This is a genomic window from Methylotuvimicrobium sp. (genome assembly GCF_050611805.1).
In the GTDB taxonomy this organism is placed as follows: Bacteria; Pseudomonadota; Gammaproteobacteria; order Methylococcales; family Methylomonadaceae; genus Methylotuvimicrobium.
On sequence record NZ_JBNGHF010000015.1, the window covers coordinates 82,480 to 97,931 of the forward strand.

12 protein-coding genes are annotated in these 15,452 nt (G+C 52.4%); 8 read left to right on the forward strand and 4 right to left on the reverse strand.

Annotated features, from left to right (window positions below; translation table 11 throughout):
* Positions 1-162 precede the first annotated feature (162 nt).
* From mltF to ACRJJO_RS09700, 4 genes are read right to left on the reverse strand one after another with little or no spacing between them, the layout of a single operon-like run.
* Positions 163-1,527, reverse strand: coding sequence for a membrane-bound lytic murein transglycosylase MltF (gene mltF, locus ACRJJO_RS09685; RefSeq protein WP_431065574.1), 1,365 nt, complete (start codon positions 1,525-1,527; stop codon positions 163-165).
* Positions 1,528-1,548: 21 nt separating this feature from the next.
* Positions 1,549-5,292: a translocation/assembly module TamB domain-containing protein gene (locus tag ACRJJO_RS09690; RefSeq protein ID WP_431065575.1), complete on the reverse strand. Its 3,744-nt coding sequence runs from the start codon at positions 5,290-5,292 to the stop codon at positions 1,549-1,551.
* Positions 5,289-7,106 (reverse strand): autotransporter assembly complex protein TamA, encoded by a 1,818-nt coding sequence (locus tag ACRJJO_RS09695; RefSeq protein WP_431065576.1) that lies wholly within the window; start codon positions 7,104-7,106, stop codon positions 5,289-5,291. Before ACRJJO_RS09695 ends, ACRJJO_RS09690 begins: the two co-directional genes overlap by 4 nt.
* A gap of 44 nt (positions 7,107-7,150) precedes the next feature.
* Positions 7,151-7,552 carry a hypothetical protein gene (locus ACRJJO_RS09700; protein ID WP_431065577.1) on the reverse strand — a complete coding sequence of 134 codons (402 nt, stop codon included), beginning with the start codon at positions 7,550-7,552 and terminating at the stop codon, positions 7,151-7,153.
* 266 nt (positions 7,553-7,818) lie between these two features.
* On the opposite strand from ACRJJO_RS09700, the gene ACRJJO_RS09705 reads away from it, so the two are divergent.
* The 8 genes from ACRJJO_RS09705 to ACRJJO_RS09740 all read left to right on the forward strand — a co-directional run bounded on the left by ACRJJO_RS09705 (position 7,819) and on the right by ACRJJO_RS09740 (position 15,341).
* A complete protein-coding gene (locus tag ACRJJO_RS09705) occupies positions 7,819-9,912 on the forward strand; it encodes a TonB-dependent receptor (RefSeq protein WP_431065578.1) in 2,094 nt (697 codons plus the stop codon).
* A 334-nt stretch (positions 9,913-10,246) separates the two neighbouring features.
* Positions 10,247-10,852, forward strand: a complete 606-nt coding sequence (locus ACRJJO_RS09710) for a S1 family peptidase (protein ID WP_431065579.1) — start codon at positions 10,247-10,249, stop codon at positions 10,850-10,852.
* A 106-nt stretch (positions 10,853-10,958) separates the two neighbouring features.
* Positions 10,959-12,200, forward strand: a complete 1,242-nt coding sequence (gene zigA, locus ACRJJO_RS09715) for a zinc metallochaperone GTPase ZigA (RefSeq protein ID WP_431065580.1) — start codon at positions 10,959-10,961, stop codon at positions 12,198-12,200.
* A 12-nt stretch (positions 12,201-12,212) separates the two neighbouring features.
* A complete protein-coding gene (locus ACRJJO_RS09720) occupies positions 12,213-12,881 on the forward strand; it encodes a DUF1826 domain-containing protein (protein WP_431065581.1) in 669 nt (222 codons plus the stop codon).
* Positions 12,881-13,120, forward strand: coding sequence for a hypothetical protein (locus ACRJJO_RS09725; protein ID WP_431065582.1), 240 nt, complete (start codon positions 12,881-12,883; stop codon positions 13,118-13,120). Before ACRJJO_RS09720 ends, ACRJJO_RS09725 begins: the two co-directional genes overlap by 1 nt.
* Positions 13,117-13,563: a phosphoribosyl-AMP cyclohydrolase gene (hisI, locus tag ACRJJO_RS09730; RefSeq protein WP_431065583.1), complete on the forward strand. Its 447-nt coding sequence runs from the start codon at positions 13,117-13,119 to the stop codon at positions 13,561-13,563. Before ACRJJO_RS09725 ends, hisI begins: the two co-directional genes overlap by 4 nt.
* Positions 13,560-14,558, forward strand: coding sequence for a CobW family GTP-binding protein (locus ACRJJO_RS09735; protein ID WP_431065584.1), 999 nt, complete (start codon positions 13,560-13,562; stop codon positions 14,556-14,558). Before hisI ends, ACRJJO_RS09735 begins: the two co-directional genes overlap by 4 nt.
* Before the next feature lie 6 nt (positions 14,559-14,564).
* Positions 14,565-15,341, forward strand: a complete 777-nt coding sequence (locus ACRJJO_RS09740; protein WP_431065585.1) for a ZIP family metal transporter — start codon at positions 14,565-14,567, stop codon at positions 15,339-15,341.
* Positions 15,342-15,452 lie beyond the last annotated feature (111 nt).

A 15,452-nucleotide genomic window follows, 5' to 3' on the forward strand; every position in this document is an offset into this window, starting at 1 on the left:
TCCCTAGATAAATGGAAACTTGTGCGGGACGGGTAATTTAGTCCGTCCCAATGTCACAGTTTGTCCCAAGTAATTCGGCTAGCTTTGGCCAAGGTCGAAACCTTTAGGTCTGGTTTGTAAACCCGGCCCCTGCCAAGGTTCGGAAAATATGCGTAATAACAATTAAATCGTCGTCGAGGTTTCCGTTTTACGCAGCAGGTCATGATAGAGTCGGATACGGTCGATATATTTGACCGAATCCTTGCCGGCCGCATAGCCGTATTTCAGGTTTTTGAAATGTCGCCTTTCCGACAGCAGCGGCAATACTTGTTTGATATCGGCCCAGACATTCGGGTTTTTGCCCATTTTTCTGGCCAGTTCGCGTGCATCGTACAGGTGGGCGATGCCGATATTGTAGGCGGCCATCGCGAACCAGATGCGGTCTTCTTCGGCAACTTCTTGAGGAATTCTTTTCAGCAATTGCTGCATGTATTTTGCACCGCCCCGGATGCTTTGTCTGGGGTTGAGACGGTCATTTACGCCCAGCGATTTTGCGGTATTGTTGGTTAGCATCATCAAACCGCGTACGCCGGTCGGGCTTTTCGCGTCAGGGTTCCATTCCGATTCGCCGTAAGCCTGGGTTGCCAATAGTGTCCATGGAATGTTGTAGTCGGCCGCAACTTGTTTGAAATAAGATTTGTATTTGGGTAGGCGTTTTTTGACGCGTTGCAAAAAAACCGCAGCATCATGGTAGTCGAACAATTCGGCATAGCCGTAATAGCGTTCGTTGATCGCTTTTAGCGTCGAGTCGCTTTGTATGCGCGCGAGCCAATTTCCGATGTATTGCCTGAGAGTTGAGGAATTGTTCGGCAATGCCCAGGCCAGTTTTTCTTCGGATAGGGTATAGGCGTTGATTAGATTAGGAAAATGCAGGCGGTTAACTGTAACGATATTCGATTCGACGACCGTGCAATCGACTGCGCCGTTGGCGACTTGTTCGAGAACTTGCTCGGTCGATAACGCCGTTGTGCTTTGCCATGATAGTTCAGGGTACTGCTGCCTGATTTCGGACAGTTTTTCATCGCTACGACTGTCCGTAATGACCAGCAGTGAATGATTCAACAGGTCTTCATTAGTCTTTGGCAGTTTGCCGCGTTTGTTGCAAACGACCTGTTGTTCGACCGTTTTGTAACTCGGCCCGTACTGGAAATGTTTCGCGCCGTATTCGCTAGGGGTCAATCCGGCCGCGGCGATATGGCCTTCGCCGGCCGCCAGCGCTGCCATGATGTCGAAAGTGTTGTCGTAGACCTTGTATTCGACGTCGATATTCAGCGACCGTGCCAATTGCAGCGTCAGTTCGTATTCGAAACCTTGTTGCGTGGCGTCGTCGTGGTAATACGTCGTCGGCGCGTGGCGGGTTAAAACGATAAGCTTGCCTTTTTCGCGAATATCTTCCCAGACGCTGACCGGCTTGCTGGTCAGGTCGGTATCGTGAACCGGCAGTTGGACGAATAGCGGGATGAACAAAGCGTGTAGCTTCTTTTTCATAACAGTACCTTCAAGTAGTAATCAGTCTTTTTCCAACCGGTATTTCAAATCGATCCTTTGCGACTCCCCGGCTCGGGTCTGCAGACTAAAATGTTGAGTCAATTTTTGTTCCAAAATGACGGCATAGGTATTGGAAAACAGGCCTAATGAAAAACCCAGATATAAATCGGGATTGATGTATTTGCCGAGGCGCACGGCGGTGTCTTCGAGACGCTGTGCTTCCTCGATCTCGAATTGGTCGAATCCTAATTGGTTGCTGAGCCACGAAAGTTCGCCGGCTCCATAGTTAATTGCGGCCTTAGCCAGTATGTTGGCTTGCGATTCGCCGGTACGTTGTAACGACCGGCCGGTCAGCAGATAGGCGAGTGCATCGGATTCCGGCATCGGCGGCCGGCTCGATACTTTTGTTTGCGGCGATTTGGCCGGCCCGGTTACGGTCAATACCGCAGTCACATCTTCGCCGATGGCTTTGCGTGTCGCTTCGAAGTTTAACCACGGATTATCCACCGGTCCGTTGAATAAAAATTCGCCTTTCGCAATTGTCAAATCCTGGCCGTAAGCCTTGTATCTCGCATCTTTCATTGCAACCCGTCCGAGCATGCGTTGCGTACCGGGCGAAGAAGTATAACGCAGATTGCCGGTCAGCCGGGTATCCATGCCGTAGCCGGAGAAGCGCACCTGTTCGCCGAGCAAGATGCCGATATCGGTTTGCAGATTTAAAGCGGTTTTTTCCTCCTCGATAATTTCCCGGTTGATGATGATTTCATCGGCACTGGGAGCGATCGCGGTTTCCGGTAATTCGACCAGTTTCAACTCGGCATTGTCGACGGTGACGTCGCCGACGACTCGGATTGCCGCTTCGCTTTGCTTGACCGTCAGGCGCGGTGAGACGCTGATTTCGGCTTCGGGAATTCGGGCTATTTCGAATTCGCTGCCGGTGATTGATAGTTCCGCCGGAAAAGCTGTTTCCGGATTCAGCTCGAAGGTGCCGTTGAGATAGAGCGAGCCTTTACCGGAATCGATGCGTCCGGACAAGGCCAACTGTTCGGGTTGTCCCGGTTGCCCCGACAATCTGAGGTTAATATTGTGCGGATGAATGCCGATATCAGGTACATCGAGTTCGGCATTGCTGAGTTGCAGCAGGCCGCTGATTTCCGGTCGTTCGGTGTCGCCGGCTAGAGTCAGGTCGGCCGTGATCCGGCCTTTGAGGTTTTCGATATCCTGCACGAGTTGATCGACTAGGTTTAAGTCGGCAATCGATGCTTGCAAGTTGCCTGTCAAAGACTGTGCGTTTGTTGCGGCGAGCGGTGCGGTTTTGATTTGCGCGCTGATAAAATCCTCGCCGGTCAAACCGATACGCAACTCGGCATCGAGCCGCTCGTCGCCGTATTGTGCTTTTAGCCGAGTTTCGGATAAAGCAAAAATAAGTGGCTTTTCGCCGTCTCTGGAAAGTTGCAGCGATCCGTTGGCGACTGCGGCTTCGGCATCGGCCGTCAGGCGTTCGCCTCGTTTCAGTAAATTGGCGTTGGCATTGATCGCACCGGCAAGGCTTAAGTTTTCGGGCAACCACGGTTTAGCCGTGGCCAAATCGATATTGCGCAATTCGGCAGTGGCGTTCAGGCGGCGCTCGATCGAACCGTCAGCGCTAAGGCAGATCGCCGCATCGGCTTGAACGAGACAATTTTGCGGCAGGTTGACACCGAGATCGTCGCCGGCGAAATCCAGCCGAATCGGCCAAGGCCGTTCGAGTTGCCATTGCTTGAGTTGCGCTGGGTCGATGTCGAGTCTTTCCAGTGTGGCAAGCCAGCGTTGCTTGCTAAAGTTGCCCGTCAGCTCGGTTTGAAGCTTTACGATGTCCGATATCAGCTTCGCTTCGAACCGGTGAGCGCTCAACGATCCCGAGCCTTGCAGCGCCAATTCATCGATCGCTTGCCCATCCAGCTCTAAGCCTTGCAGAACTAGGTCGAGTTGCGAGCGTTGACCCAAGGCTTCGGCATAGTCGAGATTCAGCGTCAACAGGCCGACTCTAAAATCCTGGTAACTGAGTTTGTTGGCATTCAATTGAGCTTTGACGGCAGGGTCTAAATAATTGCCGCGTACGATGCCGCTGCCCTTGATCGAGCCGGAAAGTCCCGGCCAAACCGCCGCGAGATTGGGCGCATCGATCGAAAAATCGAGGTTGGAGCGGGTTTCGGCCAGAGTGCCGTCGGCCGTCAGGCGATTAGCGGACGATTGCAGCTGTAGTTTGTCGATTGACAGGCGCTGCTCGGCGAAAGCGAGTTTGCCTTGACCTTGAATCGGGCTATCGAAAAGCGTGCCATGCAGTTTTTCGATCGTGAGCATGCCGGTCAATTGTTCTTCGGCAAAGCGTCCGGATGCGGCGGCTTGAAGATTCAGCGAACCGCTGATGTCGGGCGTAAAATCGCCCGGATCGAGCCGTTGGGCATTCAGGTCCAGCGCGAAATCTATCGCGTCGCGCCACGAAACTTGGCCTTTCAGGTCCAACCGCCCTTGTTTCGGACGTAGAGACAATTGATGTATATCGATCGCTTCGGTACTGCCTTGTCCGTTGAAAATTAGGTCGAACGGCGGCAATTGTTCCATTGCCAGCTTGGTATTCAATTCAATCCGGTAATCGTCCAAGGTTCCGCTCAAGTCGAAACGGCCTTGTTTGGTTTCGACCTGGGGCGGGCCTGATAGCGGCCATTGCAGCTTTTTCCAATCGCCGGTTAAATCGACGCTGATCGGTTCGTTCGACCACACAACACGGCCGGCAACGGTCAAATGGCCTTGTTTGGGCGCCATTTCCAGCCGTTCGAGCGTCAACGAATCGCTATCGCCATAGCCTGCCAATTGCAATTCGAACGATTCCTGCTCGGCCGACAGTTGTGCGGCCAGATCGATGTGGTAATCATCCACGTTGCCGTCGATCGTGAACTCACCCTTAGGGCTTGCGATATCGGCTTTGCCGTCCAGCGGCCATTGCAATCGTTGCCAACGGCCGGAGACCGAAAAGACCGGTACGTTGTCGGCCAAATTGAGCCGGGCTTCGTGATGAAAGCGAAAAGGCCCTTCGGCATGACCGATCAGCATTAGTTCGTTTAGCGTGCCCAGTGCGGTCATTTCACCGTCAATCGCCGGTGTTTCCGGAAGATTCAATTGCCAAGTCAATTGCGCCGATAACGGAAAATCTGCTTGCAGTTCGACTTCCGCGTGTCCGTAAATGGCTGCCTTCGGCATTTCCAGCGCGAGGCCTTTCAGGCGCAACGTATTATCGATCAAGGCGGCGCGCAGACGAAAGCGGTCGATCATGATGTCTTGCTCGCCGCTTCGAAAACGCGTCGCCTGTAAGTCGATATCATCGATTAGGATAGCCAAAGGGATGTTCGGCATCGAAAAAGGCTCGTCATCTTCGGGCTCGGGAGCCTCGCCCGTTATCTCGATTGATAAGCCGTTCGTTGCAAGCCTGCCTATATCCAGTGTGCCGCTCAACAAGGCCGAGGGCTTCCAGCCGAAAACGAACGAGTCCAGCGTGATCTGTTCGGTTTCGCTACGGTAGACGAGTTTGTTTAGGGTTAGCTCGCCAAGCAGCGTCCCGTCTATGCGCTCCACGTCGGCATCGAGTTCGGCGACGCTTAACCCAGTTTGTATTAGCCAGCGGCTGCCCGGCTCAGTACCGAGTATCGCCAACAGTGCGATCGGTAGACTAAACAGTGCAACACTCAGTGTCAGCACGAGCGCCTTGAAAAAAGCTTTTACGGTCACAGCTGCGATCCTGCCGAGAAATGCACCTGAAACGACGAGCCGGATTCATGAAAAGGCACCGCGAAATCGATTCGTACCGGACCGACCGGCGATATCCAGCGAACGCCGAGTCCCGCGCCGATTTTTACGTCGATATCGCCGAAATCGTTATGCGCATTGCCGCCGTCGACAAAGGCGGCGATGCCCCATTGATCGCCGATGAATTGTTCGTATTCGAGGCTCAACACGGACAGCATCTTGCCGCCGATCACCTGTCCGGTCGCATTGGTCGGACCGAGTTCTTTGTATTCGTAGCCTCTTATCGATTGCGCGCCGCCGGCATAATAACGATATGTCGTTGGCAAATCCTCGAAATTACTGACCAAGCTTGCGCCGACATCGCCGCGCATGATGAAGCGCCCGGACCAAGGCACGCCGGTAATCAATCGCGCGCCGGCGCCGGCTTGCACGAAACTCAGCGACGAGACGACCGATTCGTGCGCGCCGGCCAGGGAGAAATTCAAATGATAACCTTCGGTGGGCCGGATCGGCGAGTTGCTGCGCGTGTATTGCAGGCGAACGCCGGGTATCAATAACAAGGCGCTGCTATCGACATCGGCCGATTGGAACGATTCGTAAACGAGATCCAGAAAGCCGATTTGCTGCCAGCCGCTCGGTGCTATGCGTTGCCGTTGTGCCGATACTTTGAACATATTCGAAGTGAATGTATCCGGTTCTTCATGCTTAAAACCCGCACCGAAACTGAAAAAGTCGCTGGTCGGTTGTTGTAGCGGAATGTTATAGCGGCTTTCCGCGGTCGACAGCACCGGCGACAGGTCCAGCGCCGCGTTGAAAGTGTGTCCGCGCCTATTTAGCCGCCGATTGGTATAACCTAAGCTGAACAGAGGGCCGAAATTCGTGTCGTAACCGACGCCGACTTCGTAGCTGTGTTTCTTTTGAGGATAGAGTGCGATGTCGACCGGCACTTTTAAATCGACCGCGTCGTCGATACGAGGCCGGATTTCTATGGTCTTGAAATAACCGCCTGCAGTCAAATTGTTGTAGGTGTCGGCCAGTTTTCGGCTCGAATAAGACTCGTCTTCTTCAAATGGGATAAAGCGTTGAACGAAGTCCGGATTCAGAATGTCTTGATCAATATTGACTTCGCCGAAGAAATAGCGCTGTCCGGATGCGAAATCGAGAATGATATTGGCGCTGTTACGTTCGGTATCGACTTTGATCGCGCTTTTCAGAAATCTGGCGTCGAAATAGCCGCGTTCCTGGGCGAGTGATTGAAAACTGCTCTTGAACGATTCGTAGCGTCCATGGTGTAGAATGTTGCCGGTTTTGATCGGGTTTCCGGCGAGCAATTGCTTATACGCGGGATCGATCTCCGCTTCTCCCGAGACGTTTATCGCGAGTTCTTCGATGCGCACCGGCGGGCCGCGCGTAATTTTGAATTCGGCTTGCCAGCAGTCTTCGTTGAAGTCCAGTTTTTTTTCGACGCGGGTGTGATAGTAGCCTAGCGCCCGCATCGCTTTATCGATTTCGGTGTCGGCTTGCGCGAATAGGCGATTGACTCGCCATTGCGGTGCGTCGCAGGCTTCCTTGCTTAGACTCAAGAAGGCGCGCACATTGGCTTTTTGTCCGCTGCTGACGCCTGAAATGACGATCTCCGGCGTCTCCGGCTCAAAGACGTCGAACGGCAGCAGGCGGCGCAGCATGGCTTGAAAGCCGCTTTCGCTTTCAGGTGTCGTAGCGGCGATGCCGTTGCAAGAAACAAGCAACAATGCCGGGAGACAGAGGCTTTTTCGGCACTTGAAGATGCTTATCATAAAAATGAAGGCCGAAAATTTCGGCCCATGCTGTCAGGGATTTATTAATCGGACAACGGAAAGACTTCGATCGACTCGGCAGGTTGGGGCGCCGGGTAAGACGGATAATCGCTTTCTTGAGGCCGACCGGTTTGGTAAAGTCTTTCGCCTTCTTCGAGTAGCTTTTTGCCTTGTTCGATCATGTTTTGGCCGTCTTTGACTTGAAGCTCGCCTTGCGCGACCAGTTTCTTGCCTTCGTTAATCGTATCTCGGCCCTCGGCAATTCTTTTATTGCCGTCCTTGACCAGGCGGTTGCCTTCATTCCATTTGATGCCGGCTTCGATGAATGGACCGCCTTGTTTAATCATCAGATCGCCTTTGCTCGGTGCGGGCGTGTTGCAACCGGTCAATTGAGTAGCGAATACCGAAAGTACCGGCAATAGGATCGATAATTTGGTTTTTGACATGACTGGGCCTTTTGATTTGGAAAAAACGAGCCGGTATTATAACGTAATTAAGGAATTAGCGGGCTTCAGAGGGAGGATTCATTCGAAAAGGGGAGGGGATGAAATCCTTCGAAAGCGATTTTGGGTTTGAGCTCGGATAGCGAGAAAAAATCCGCTTGCCGATTGTTACAATATAACGTATCTTATTGTTTTTTTATGGATCTCTTTGCTGTTTTGCGGAGAAATTTAAGAAATAGTCGCGATAAATTGCCGGTTAGTCTGAACTCATGCACAAATCATTCACATTATTGTTAGTTCCCTTCGCTTCGGTGGGTCATGCTGCCGATGTAAACAAAGCTTCGAAATCCATTATGTTGGATAAAATCGTCGTCAGTTCGCCATTGCCGCAATCGGCTTCCGATACCGCTTTGCCCGTGACTATTTTGAGCGGCGAAGAATTACGCCTGAAGGCGGGCAGCACGATCGGCGACACCTTGAAGAACGAACTGGGCATTCATAGTCAATCCTTCGGTCCCGGTGTCGGACAACCGGTCATTCGGGGTCAAACCGGATCGCGAGCGCAAGTTCTGCAAAACGGCTTGGGCAGTCTCGATGCGGCCTCGATAAGTCCGGATCATGCGAACAGCACCGAGGGCTTTTGGGCCGAACGGATCGAGGTATTGAAAGGCCCGGCCACGCTACTTTACGGCGGCGGCGCGATCGGCGGCGTGGTCAATGTCATTGACAACCGCATTCCGGATCGTGTTCCGGACAAATTGATCGAAGGCGCGGCCGAACAGCGCTATAACTTCGTCAACGAAGGTAAGACCACGGCTTTCAAATTGGAAGGCGGCAAGGATTTCTTCGCGTGGCATCTGGACGGCATGTTCCGCGAAAGCATCGACATGCAGATTCCTGGATTGGCGGTCGACGAATCCGCCGAGGCCGAAAGCCATGATGATCATGACGATGAAGATACTTTCAATAGTCGGGGACGTTTGCTGAATTCGAACACTCGGGCGCGCACCGGAACCGTAGGCTTTTCCTTTGTCGGCGATCCGGGGTTTATCGGCTTTTCGATCAACCATCTCGACAACAATTACGGGGTGCCGCTGGGTGCGCATGCGCATCATGAGGACGAGGGAGATGAAGATGCTATGCCCGAACGCGTGCGTATCGATCTCAAACAAACCCGTTACGATATGAAAAGCGAGATCAAGGACCCTGTGTGGTTTGCCGACAGTTTGCGGATTCGGCTGGGTTATAACGATTACCAGCATACCGAATTGGAAAACGGCGAAAAAGGCACGGTCTATACCAACACCGGATTCGATAGCCGTCTTGAGCTGATTCAAAAACCTTGGTTGCTGTTCGACCACGGCGTGGTCGGCGTGCAAACCAAAAATAGCGAATTCGAAGCAAAGGGCGATGAAGCGGTCGTGCCGCGTTCCGATATCGATTCGTTCGGATTTTTTACAGTTCAGGATATTCATGCAGGACCGATGACTTATGAATTCGGCGCACGCGTCGAGCAGCAATTCATCGATCCGGACGGCCAAAAGCAAAGCTCGCATACGCCGGTGAGCGGTTCGGCATCGGCGCTCTGGCATTTTACCGATCAAGACTCGGTACGCTTGTCGTTTACCCATGCCCAGCGCGCGCCGGACGTACAGGAATTGTTTTCCAACGGTCCGCATTTAGCGACCAACAGTTTCGATATCGGAAATGCGGGATTGGAGGTCGAGGCTGCGAACAATCTGGAATTGGGGCTGCATTTCGAGCGCGACTGGGTTCATGCCGACTTCAATCTTTATCACAACTGGGTCAACAATTACATCGCACAAATTAGAACCGGCGAGTTTTTCGACGAAGATCATGGCGAGATAGAGGATGAATGCGATCATGATCACGAGTGTTTGCCGGTTTTTCGGGCGCAACAGCGCGATGCGATCTTGAAAGGTTTCGAAGCGCAAGTGACCTTTCCGTTGCTGGAAACGCGTTACGGACAGTTGGACAGTCAGTTTTTCGGCGATTACGTGCGCGGACAATTCACCGACGGCAGAGATATTCCCCGAATGCCGCCTTTACGTTACGGCATGCAGCTTTCCTGGGAGCATACGGCTTGGGCCGCGAATGTGCGCATTACCCGCGCCGAAAGACAGGAAAACCCGGGCGACAACGAGACCGAAACCCCCAGTTATTGGTTGTTGAACAGCACGGCGAATTATCGGATCAATGCCGGCGACACCGCCGATCTATTGCTCTTCGTCAAAGCCAGTAACCTGCTGAACCAGGATATCCGTAATTCGGTGTCTTATCTGCGCAATATCGCACCCGAAGCCGGGCGTGCCGTGGAGTTGGGTATTCGCGTCGCATTTTAGACGGTATGCCGAATATGCTTCGGATCTGGGTTCTAAACACACTGCGCACTTCTTCCACGTTCCCACCGTTCCAGCATGGGAATGCATACCGATCCTGTTTCGGCAGCCAAAGTATGGATTCCCACGGAGGACCGTGGGAACCAGAAATAACCTTATCTAATTGACTTTAAACATTCTTGCGGTAAAAACTCCAGGATAGGTCGAAACAGTTGACCCGAGTTCTATTCGTTTACGCTAGCCGGGAGGAAAAATGAGCCGGATTCGAAGTGTCGGATTATTTTGGTTTTCAATCGGGCTTTTTTGCTCGTCTCAGGCTTGTGCCATAGAGCCAGACATGCAACTTTCGCTCAGCGTCGTCAAAGTAATCGCCCGAGATGCAGCCGGAAAAACTTATATGGGATCCGGCGTCATTATAGCGCCAGGCAAGGTCGCGACCAATTGTCATGTCACGCGAAATGCGGAGCAAATCGTCTTATTTAAATCGGGCCATGCTTATCCGGTATTGAAACAGGCCGCCCTGACGGAATTGGATGCCTGTATTCTCGAAACCGATTCCATTTCTTTACCTGCTGCGAAGCTGGCTTTATCCGCAGGCTACGCGGTTGGAACGCCGGTTTACATGTACGGCTATCCTTTCGCCTTAGGGATGCGCTCCAGACCGGCCTCGATTGTTGCCTTTCATCCTTATAATACCGGTCATGTATTCGAAATCGATGCCGGTTTCATGCAAGGAGCCAGTGGCGGCGGTATTTTTAACGAAGCAGGCGAATTAGTCGGCTTAATGACCTTTATCGGAAAGGAAGGCAATGATTTTCATTTTTATGCGATTCCCGCCGAGTGGCTGGTCAAAGCGGCACAAGCGCCTTTTGTCGCGATCCATGCGTTCAAAGGACTTAGCTTTTGGGAGAGCGGCGCTTTCAAGCCTGAAACCAAATATTGAGATAAGGTATCGATTTGGTTCCCGACTTGTTATAGAGACACTGAAATTGCGATATCTTAAAGATATGTTATATTGTAACAATTAAATCAATACAAAGACTCTCTTAATGTTTATCGAAGATACATTATCCAAATTGCCTGTAACGGTTCTGTCCGGTTTTTTAGGAGCCGGTAAAACCACTCTGCTCAATCACATTTTGACCAACCGGGACAATCTCAAGATCGCCGTGATCGTTAACGATATGAGCGAGGTCAATATCGATGCCGCGACGGTCAAGAACGAGATCGAACTCAACCGTTCCGAGGAAAAGCTGGTCGAAATGAGCAATGGCTGCATCTGTTGTACGCTACGCGAGGATTTGCTCGTCGAAGTCGGACAAATGGCTCGCGAAGGCCGCTTCGATTATTTGTTGATCGAATCTACCGGTATTGCCGAGCCGATGCCGATCGCCGAAACCTTTACGTTTCGTGACGAAGAAGGGTGCAGCCTATCTGATATCGCGCGTCTGGACACGTTGGTGACCGTCGTCGATGCGGTCAATTTCATGCGCGATTACATGGAAGCTCAATCGTTGAAGGAAATCGAAGCCGAATTGGGCGAGGACGACGAGCGTAATATCGCCGATCTGTTGGTCGATCAAATCGAGTTCAGCAATGTCATTCTGATTTCCAAGGTCGACCTGATCAGCCGCGACGAACTGGCCAATTTGACCGGGATACTGACCCATTTGAATCCGGATGCGGAAATTATCCCGATGATGATGGGGCAAGCCCCGCTCGCCAAAATTTTGAATACCGGCCGATTTGACTTCGACAAAGCGTCGCAGGCACCCGGCTGGCTACAGGAAATGCGCGGGTCGCATACGCCCGAAACCGAAGAGTACGGCATCGCCAGTTTTGTCTATCATGCCCGTCGCCCGTTTCATCCGGGGCGTTTCTATGATTATCTCCACTACGGCGATTGGAATAACGGCACGCTGTTGCGCTCGAAAGGCTTCTTCTGGCTGGCGTCGCGGCCCGAATGGGTCGGCACATGGTCGCAAGCCGGCGGCATCATGCAGCACGGTTGCGCGGGCCGCTGGTGGGCTTCGGTGCCGAAAAGCGAATGGCCCGAAGCCTATAAAGCCGATATCGAAGCGCAGTGGCAGCCGCCGTTCGGCGATTGCCGCCAGGAATTGGTTTTTATCGGACAGAATGTCGATGCCGAACAAACCCGGCATGAGCTCGATGCCTGTTTATTGACCGATGAAGAGCTCGCGGCGGGAGCCGAAGCTTGGCAACATTATCAAGATGATTTTCCGCCCTGGTTGGAAGCGGCTGCAACGGAAGTCGAAGAAGTCATGTATTGAACGAGGTAAATTATGTCCGCTTTAGCCCAACATTTATTTCGCGCGCCTTATTCGGAAGCGGTGCAGTCCGACGATTTGGTCGATTTGAGCCGAATCTATCAGGATGAAGTCAATCTGTGCGTGATCGAGCGGCGCATTGATCCGCGTATCGAGTCGTTCATCGATTCATTGCTCGCAAGTCCTCAAGAAATCAGCGAGATTCATAATCTTTCGATCGCCGATTTCGATTTCAGCGCTTTGATTCCTCATGCATCGAATATCGATGGTTATCTTGAGTTTTATCGTGACGCGGCGATGCTGGCGACATTGTTTTGCGATTTATTCGAACTCGAGCGCGTCGGCTTGCGTTTGCGAACCCTCGACCGGCCGATGTGCCCGAAATTCCATGTCGATCATGTGCCGTGCCGCATGGTCTCGACTTACGGTGGCATCGGTACCGAATGGCTCGAAGACCGAGCGGTCGACCGCGCCAAATTGGGCATCAATACGCATGGCTTAAACGATAGGCAAGCTGGCGTGATTTTGGACGAATCCTCGATTCATCGAATGCCCGCTTTTTCGGTCGGTCTGCTGAAAGGCAGCAATTGGGCCGGGAATGAACAGCACGGCGCGGTGCACCGTTCGCCGAAACCGAGCGAGGATTGCCCTAGGCGCTTGTTATTGACATTGGATTTTGCCTGATGAAATTTGCTAACGGTATACCGTCTACCTATCAAGAATGGCGCCATTGCATCACCGTCGATTGCAATATTGCATTGACCGAGCCGTTTATCGGCGAGCGAATTGCCGTGTTGAGCAATGCCGGATGCGAAGAAACCCGTCGCTTCGAACAACTTTACGGCATGGAGTACCGAAAAGCCGTATTGGCTTGGTTCAGGCAGGCGCAACAAGAGTCGGCAAACAAAATGCTGCATTCATGATCGAGCAAAACGAAAACCGTGAGGTAGGCGAGGCGCTTCCGTGGGGCGATGTATTGGCCGATTTGCCGTTCAATGAACAAGGCTTAGTGCCGGCGATCGCGCAACAATACGATACCGGCGAAGTCTTGATGATGGCCTGGATGAATCGGGCGGAGATACTGGAAACCTTGCAACACGGGCGCGTTTGTTATTGGTCCCGGTCGCGTGCGAAATTGTGGCGCAAAGGCGAAAGCTCGGGGCAAATCCAAATGCTGAAAGAATTTTATTTGGATTGCGACGGGGATACTTTGTTGCTGAAAGTCGACCAAAAAGGCCCCGCTTGCCATACCGGGCGGCGCAGTTGTTTCTACAATAAGGTAAGCGGCGATCGTGTCGAAGTCGTCAGTGCGCCGCTGATAGCGCCCGATCGATTATACGCACAACCCCATGGAGCTCAACCATGAACAAAGTGAACGCATGCAGTCCCGTACCTGTGACTATTTTGACCGGTTTTCTCGGAGCCGGGAAAACGACATTACTGAATCGGATTTTATCGGAGGATCACGGTCATCGGATTGCCGTGATTGAGAACGAATTCGGAGAGGAGGGGGTCGATAACGACTTGCTGATTCAAGGCGAAGAACAAATCGTCGAAATGAACAACGGCTGTATTTGTTGTACTGTGCGCGGGGATTTGGTGCGCATACTCGGCGAATTGGCCGACAAACGCACGGCCGGTGGGGCCGAATTCGACCGCGTGATAATCGAAACGACCGGTTTGGCCGATCCGGCACCGGTCGCGCAAACCTTTTTTGCCGACCGGAATATTGCCGACTTTTACACGCTCGATGCGATTATTACCGTTGTCGATGCGAAACACGGCCCCAGGCAACTCGACCTGAATCATGAGGCGCAAGAACAAGTCGGTTTTGCCGACCGCTTGCTTCTGTCGAAAACCGATTTGGTCGAAACGGAACACCTGAAAAGCCTGGAAGACCGTTTGCGGGCGATGAATTCGCGGGCGCCTATTCGGCATGTCCATTTCGGTTCATGCGATATTGCCGAAGTACTCGACATCCGGGGGTTTAATTTGCAGGCGATTCTGGAGGTCGAGCCGGATTTTCTCGAAGACGTCACTCACGAACACGACGATGACATTTCTTCTTTCGTCTATCGCAGCGACCGTGCTTTCGACGCGGCTCGTATCATGGCTTTTTTCGATGTCATGGTGCGAGTCTACGGTGAGGATTTACTGCGCTATAAAGGCATAATGCGGATCGAAGGTCAGGAAAACCGAATCATCTATCAAGGCGTGCACATGATGATGAATACCGATTTCGGCAAACCTTGGTCGGCGGACGAAAAACGTGAAAGCGTGTTGGTGTTCATCGGGCGCGATTTGCCGAAGCAGGCCTTTATCGACGCGATGGACGAATGCCGGGTGCCTGCCGCAGCGTAACTCCGTATGCCGATATCTGCCGAAGTCATTTTCTATACGCTGAGCGCATCGTTACTGGTCAGTCTCGTCTCGTTGAGCGGAGCGTTCGTTTTTTACCTCGACCGGCAATTGCTCAAGCGCCTGCTGCCCTATCTGATCGCGTTGGCGGTCGGCGTTTTATTGGGCGATGCCTTCATTCATTTGATACCCGATGCGGCGGAACGCCAAGGGTCGATAGCCACGGTTTGTTTGACGACCTTGGCCGGCGTGTTTTTGTTCTTCGTGCTCGAAAAAATCGTACGTTGGCGTCACGACCATACCGTATTTGCCGACGACTCGATCAAGCCGATAGCTAAGATGAATTTGATGGGTGATGCGGTCCATAATTTTGTCGACGGTATTTTAATCGGCGGCAGTTTTTTGGTGGATCCCGTTATCGGGCTGACTACGACGCTTGCCATCGTCGTTCATGAAATACCGCAGGAGATAGGCGATGTTGGCGCACTGGTTTACGGCGGATATAGCCCTAAAGATGCCGTGCTGTACAACTTTTATTGTTCTTTGACTGTAGTCGTAGGCGCTGTGTTTACTCTGCTGCTTGGGCAGTTTGCCGAGGCTTCGTTGATTTTGCTGCTGCCGATCGCTGCGGGGGGATTTATTTATATTGCCGCGACCGACTTCATTCCGGTATTGCATGAACATTCGAGCCTGCGAAATCTTTGCGGACAATCGATCGTATTCGCTTTAGGCGTCGGTTTTATGCAAGCGATCGTGGTACTTGAGGGGAGTTTATTGATACCGTGATAAAACGAATCCTGATTGCGTATAGCTGCAGTTTATTTGTGAAGTCCGAAGAAGGTTTTGTGTCGCTATCGCGACGCTTATGTGTAGTCGGTTCGCGGACCGACAGCCGCG

Coding starts and splice junctions, on each gene's coding strand:
- zigA (WP_431065580.1), top strand. CDS start 10,959: ATGTTTATCGAAGATACATTATCCAAATTGCCTGTAACGGTTCTGTCC.
- ACRJJO_RS09710 (WP_431065579.1), top strand. CDS start 10,247: ATGCAACTTTCGCTCAGCGTCGTCAAAGTAATCGCCCGAGATGCAGCC.
- hisI (WP_431065583.1), top strand. CDS start 13,117: ATGATCGAGCAAAACGAAAACCGTGAGGTAGGCGAGGCGCTTCCGTGG.
- ACRJJO_RS09705 (WP_431065578.1), top strand. CDS start 7,819: ATGCACAAATCATTCACATTATTGTTAGTTCCCTTCGCTTCGGTGGGT.
- ACRJJO_RS09735 (WP_431065584.1), top strand. CDS start 13,560: ATGAACAAAGTGAACGCATGCAGTCCCGTACCTGTGACTATTTTGACC.
- ACRJJO_RS09740 (WP_431065585.1), top strand. CDS start 14,565: ATGCCGATATCTGCCGAAGTCATTTTCTATACGCTGAGCGCATCGTTA.
- ACRJJO_RS09725 (WP_431065582.1), top strand. CDS start 12,881: ATGAAATTTGCTAACGGTATACCGTCTACCTATCAAGAATGGCGCCAT.
- mltF (WP_431065574.1), bottom strand. CDS start 1,527: ATGAAAAAGAAGCTACACGCTTTGTTCATCCCGCTATTCGTCCAACTG.
- ACRJJO_RS09700 (WP_431065577.1), bottom strand. CDS start 7,552: ATGTCAAAAACCAAATTATCGATCCTATTGCCGGTACTTTCGGTATTC.
- ACRJJO_RS09720 (WP_431065581.1), top strand. CDS start 12,213: ATGTCCGCTTTAGCCCAACATTTATTTCGCGCGCCTTATTCGGAAGCG.
- ACRJJO_RS09695 (WP_431065576.1), bottom strand. CDS start 7,106: ATGATAAGCATCTTCAAGTGCCGAAAAAGCCTCTGTCTCCCGGCATTG.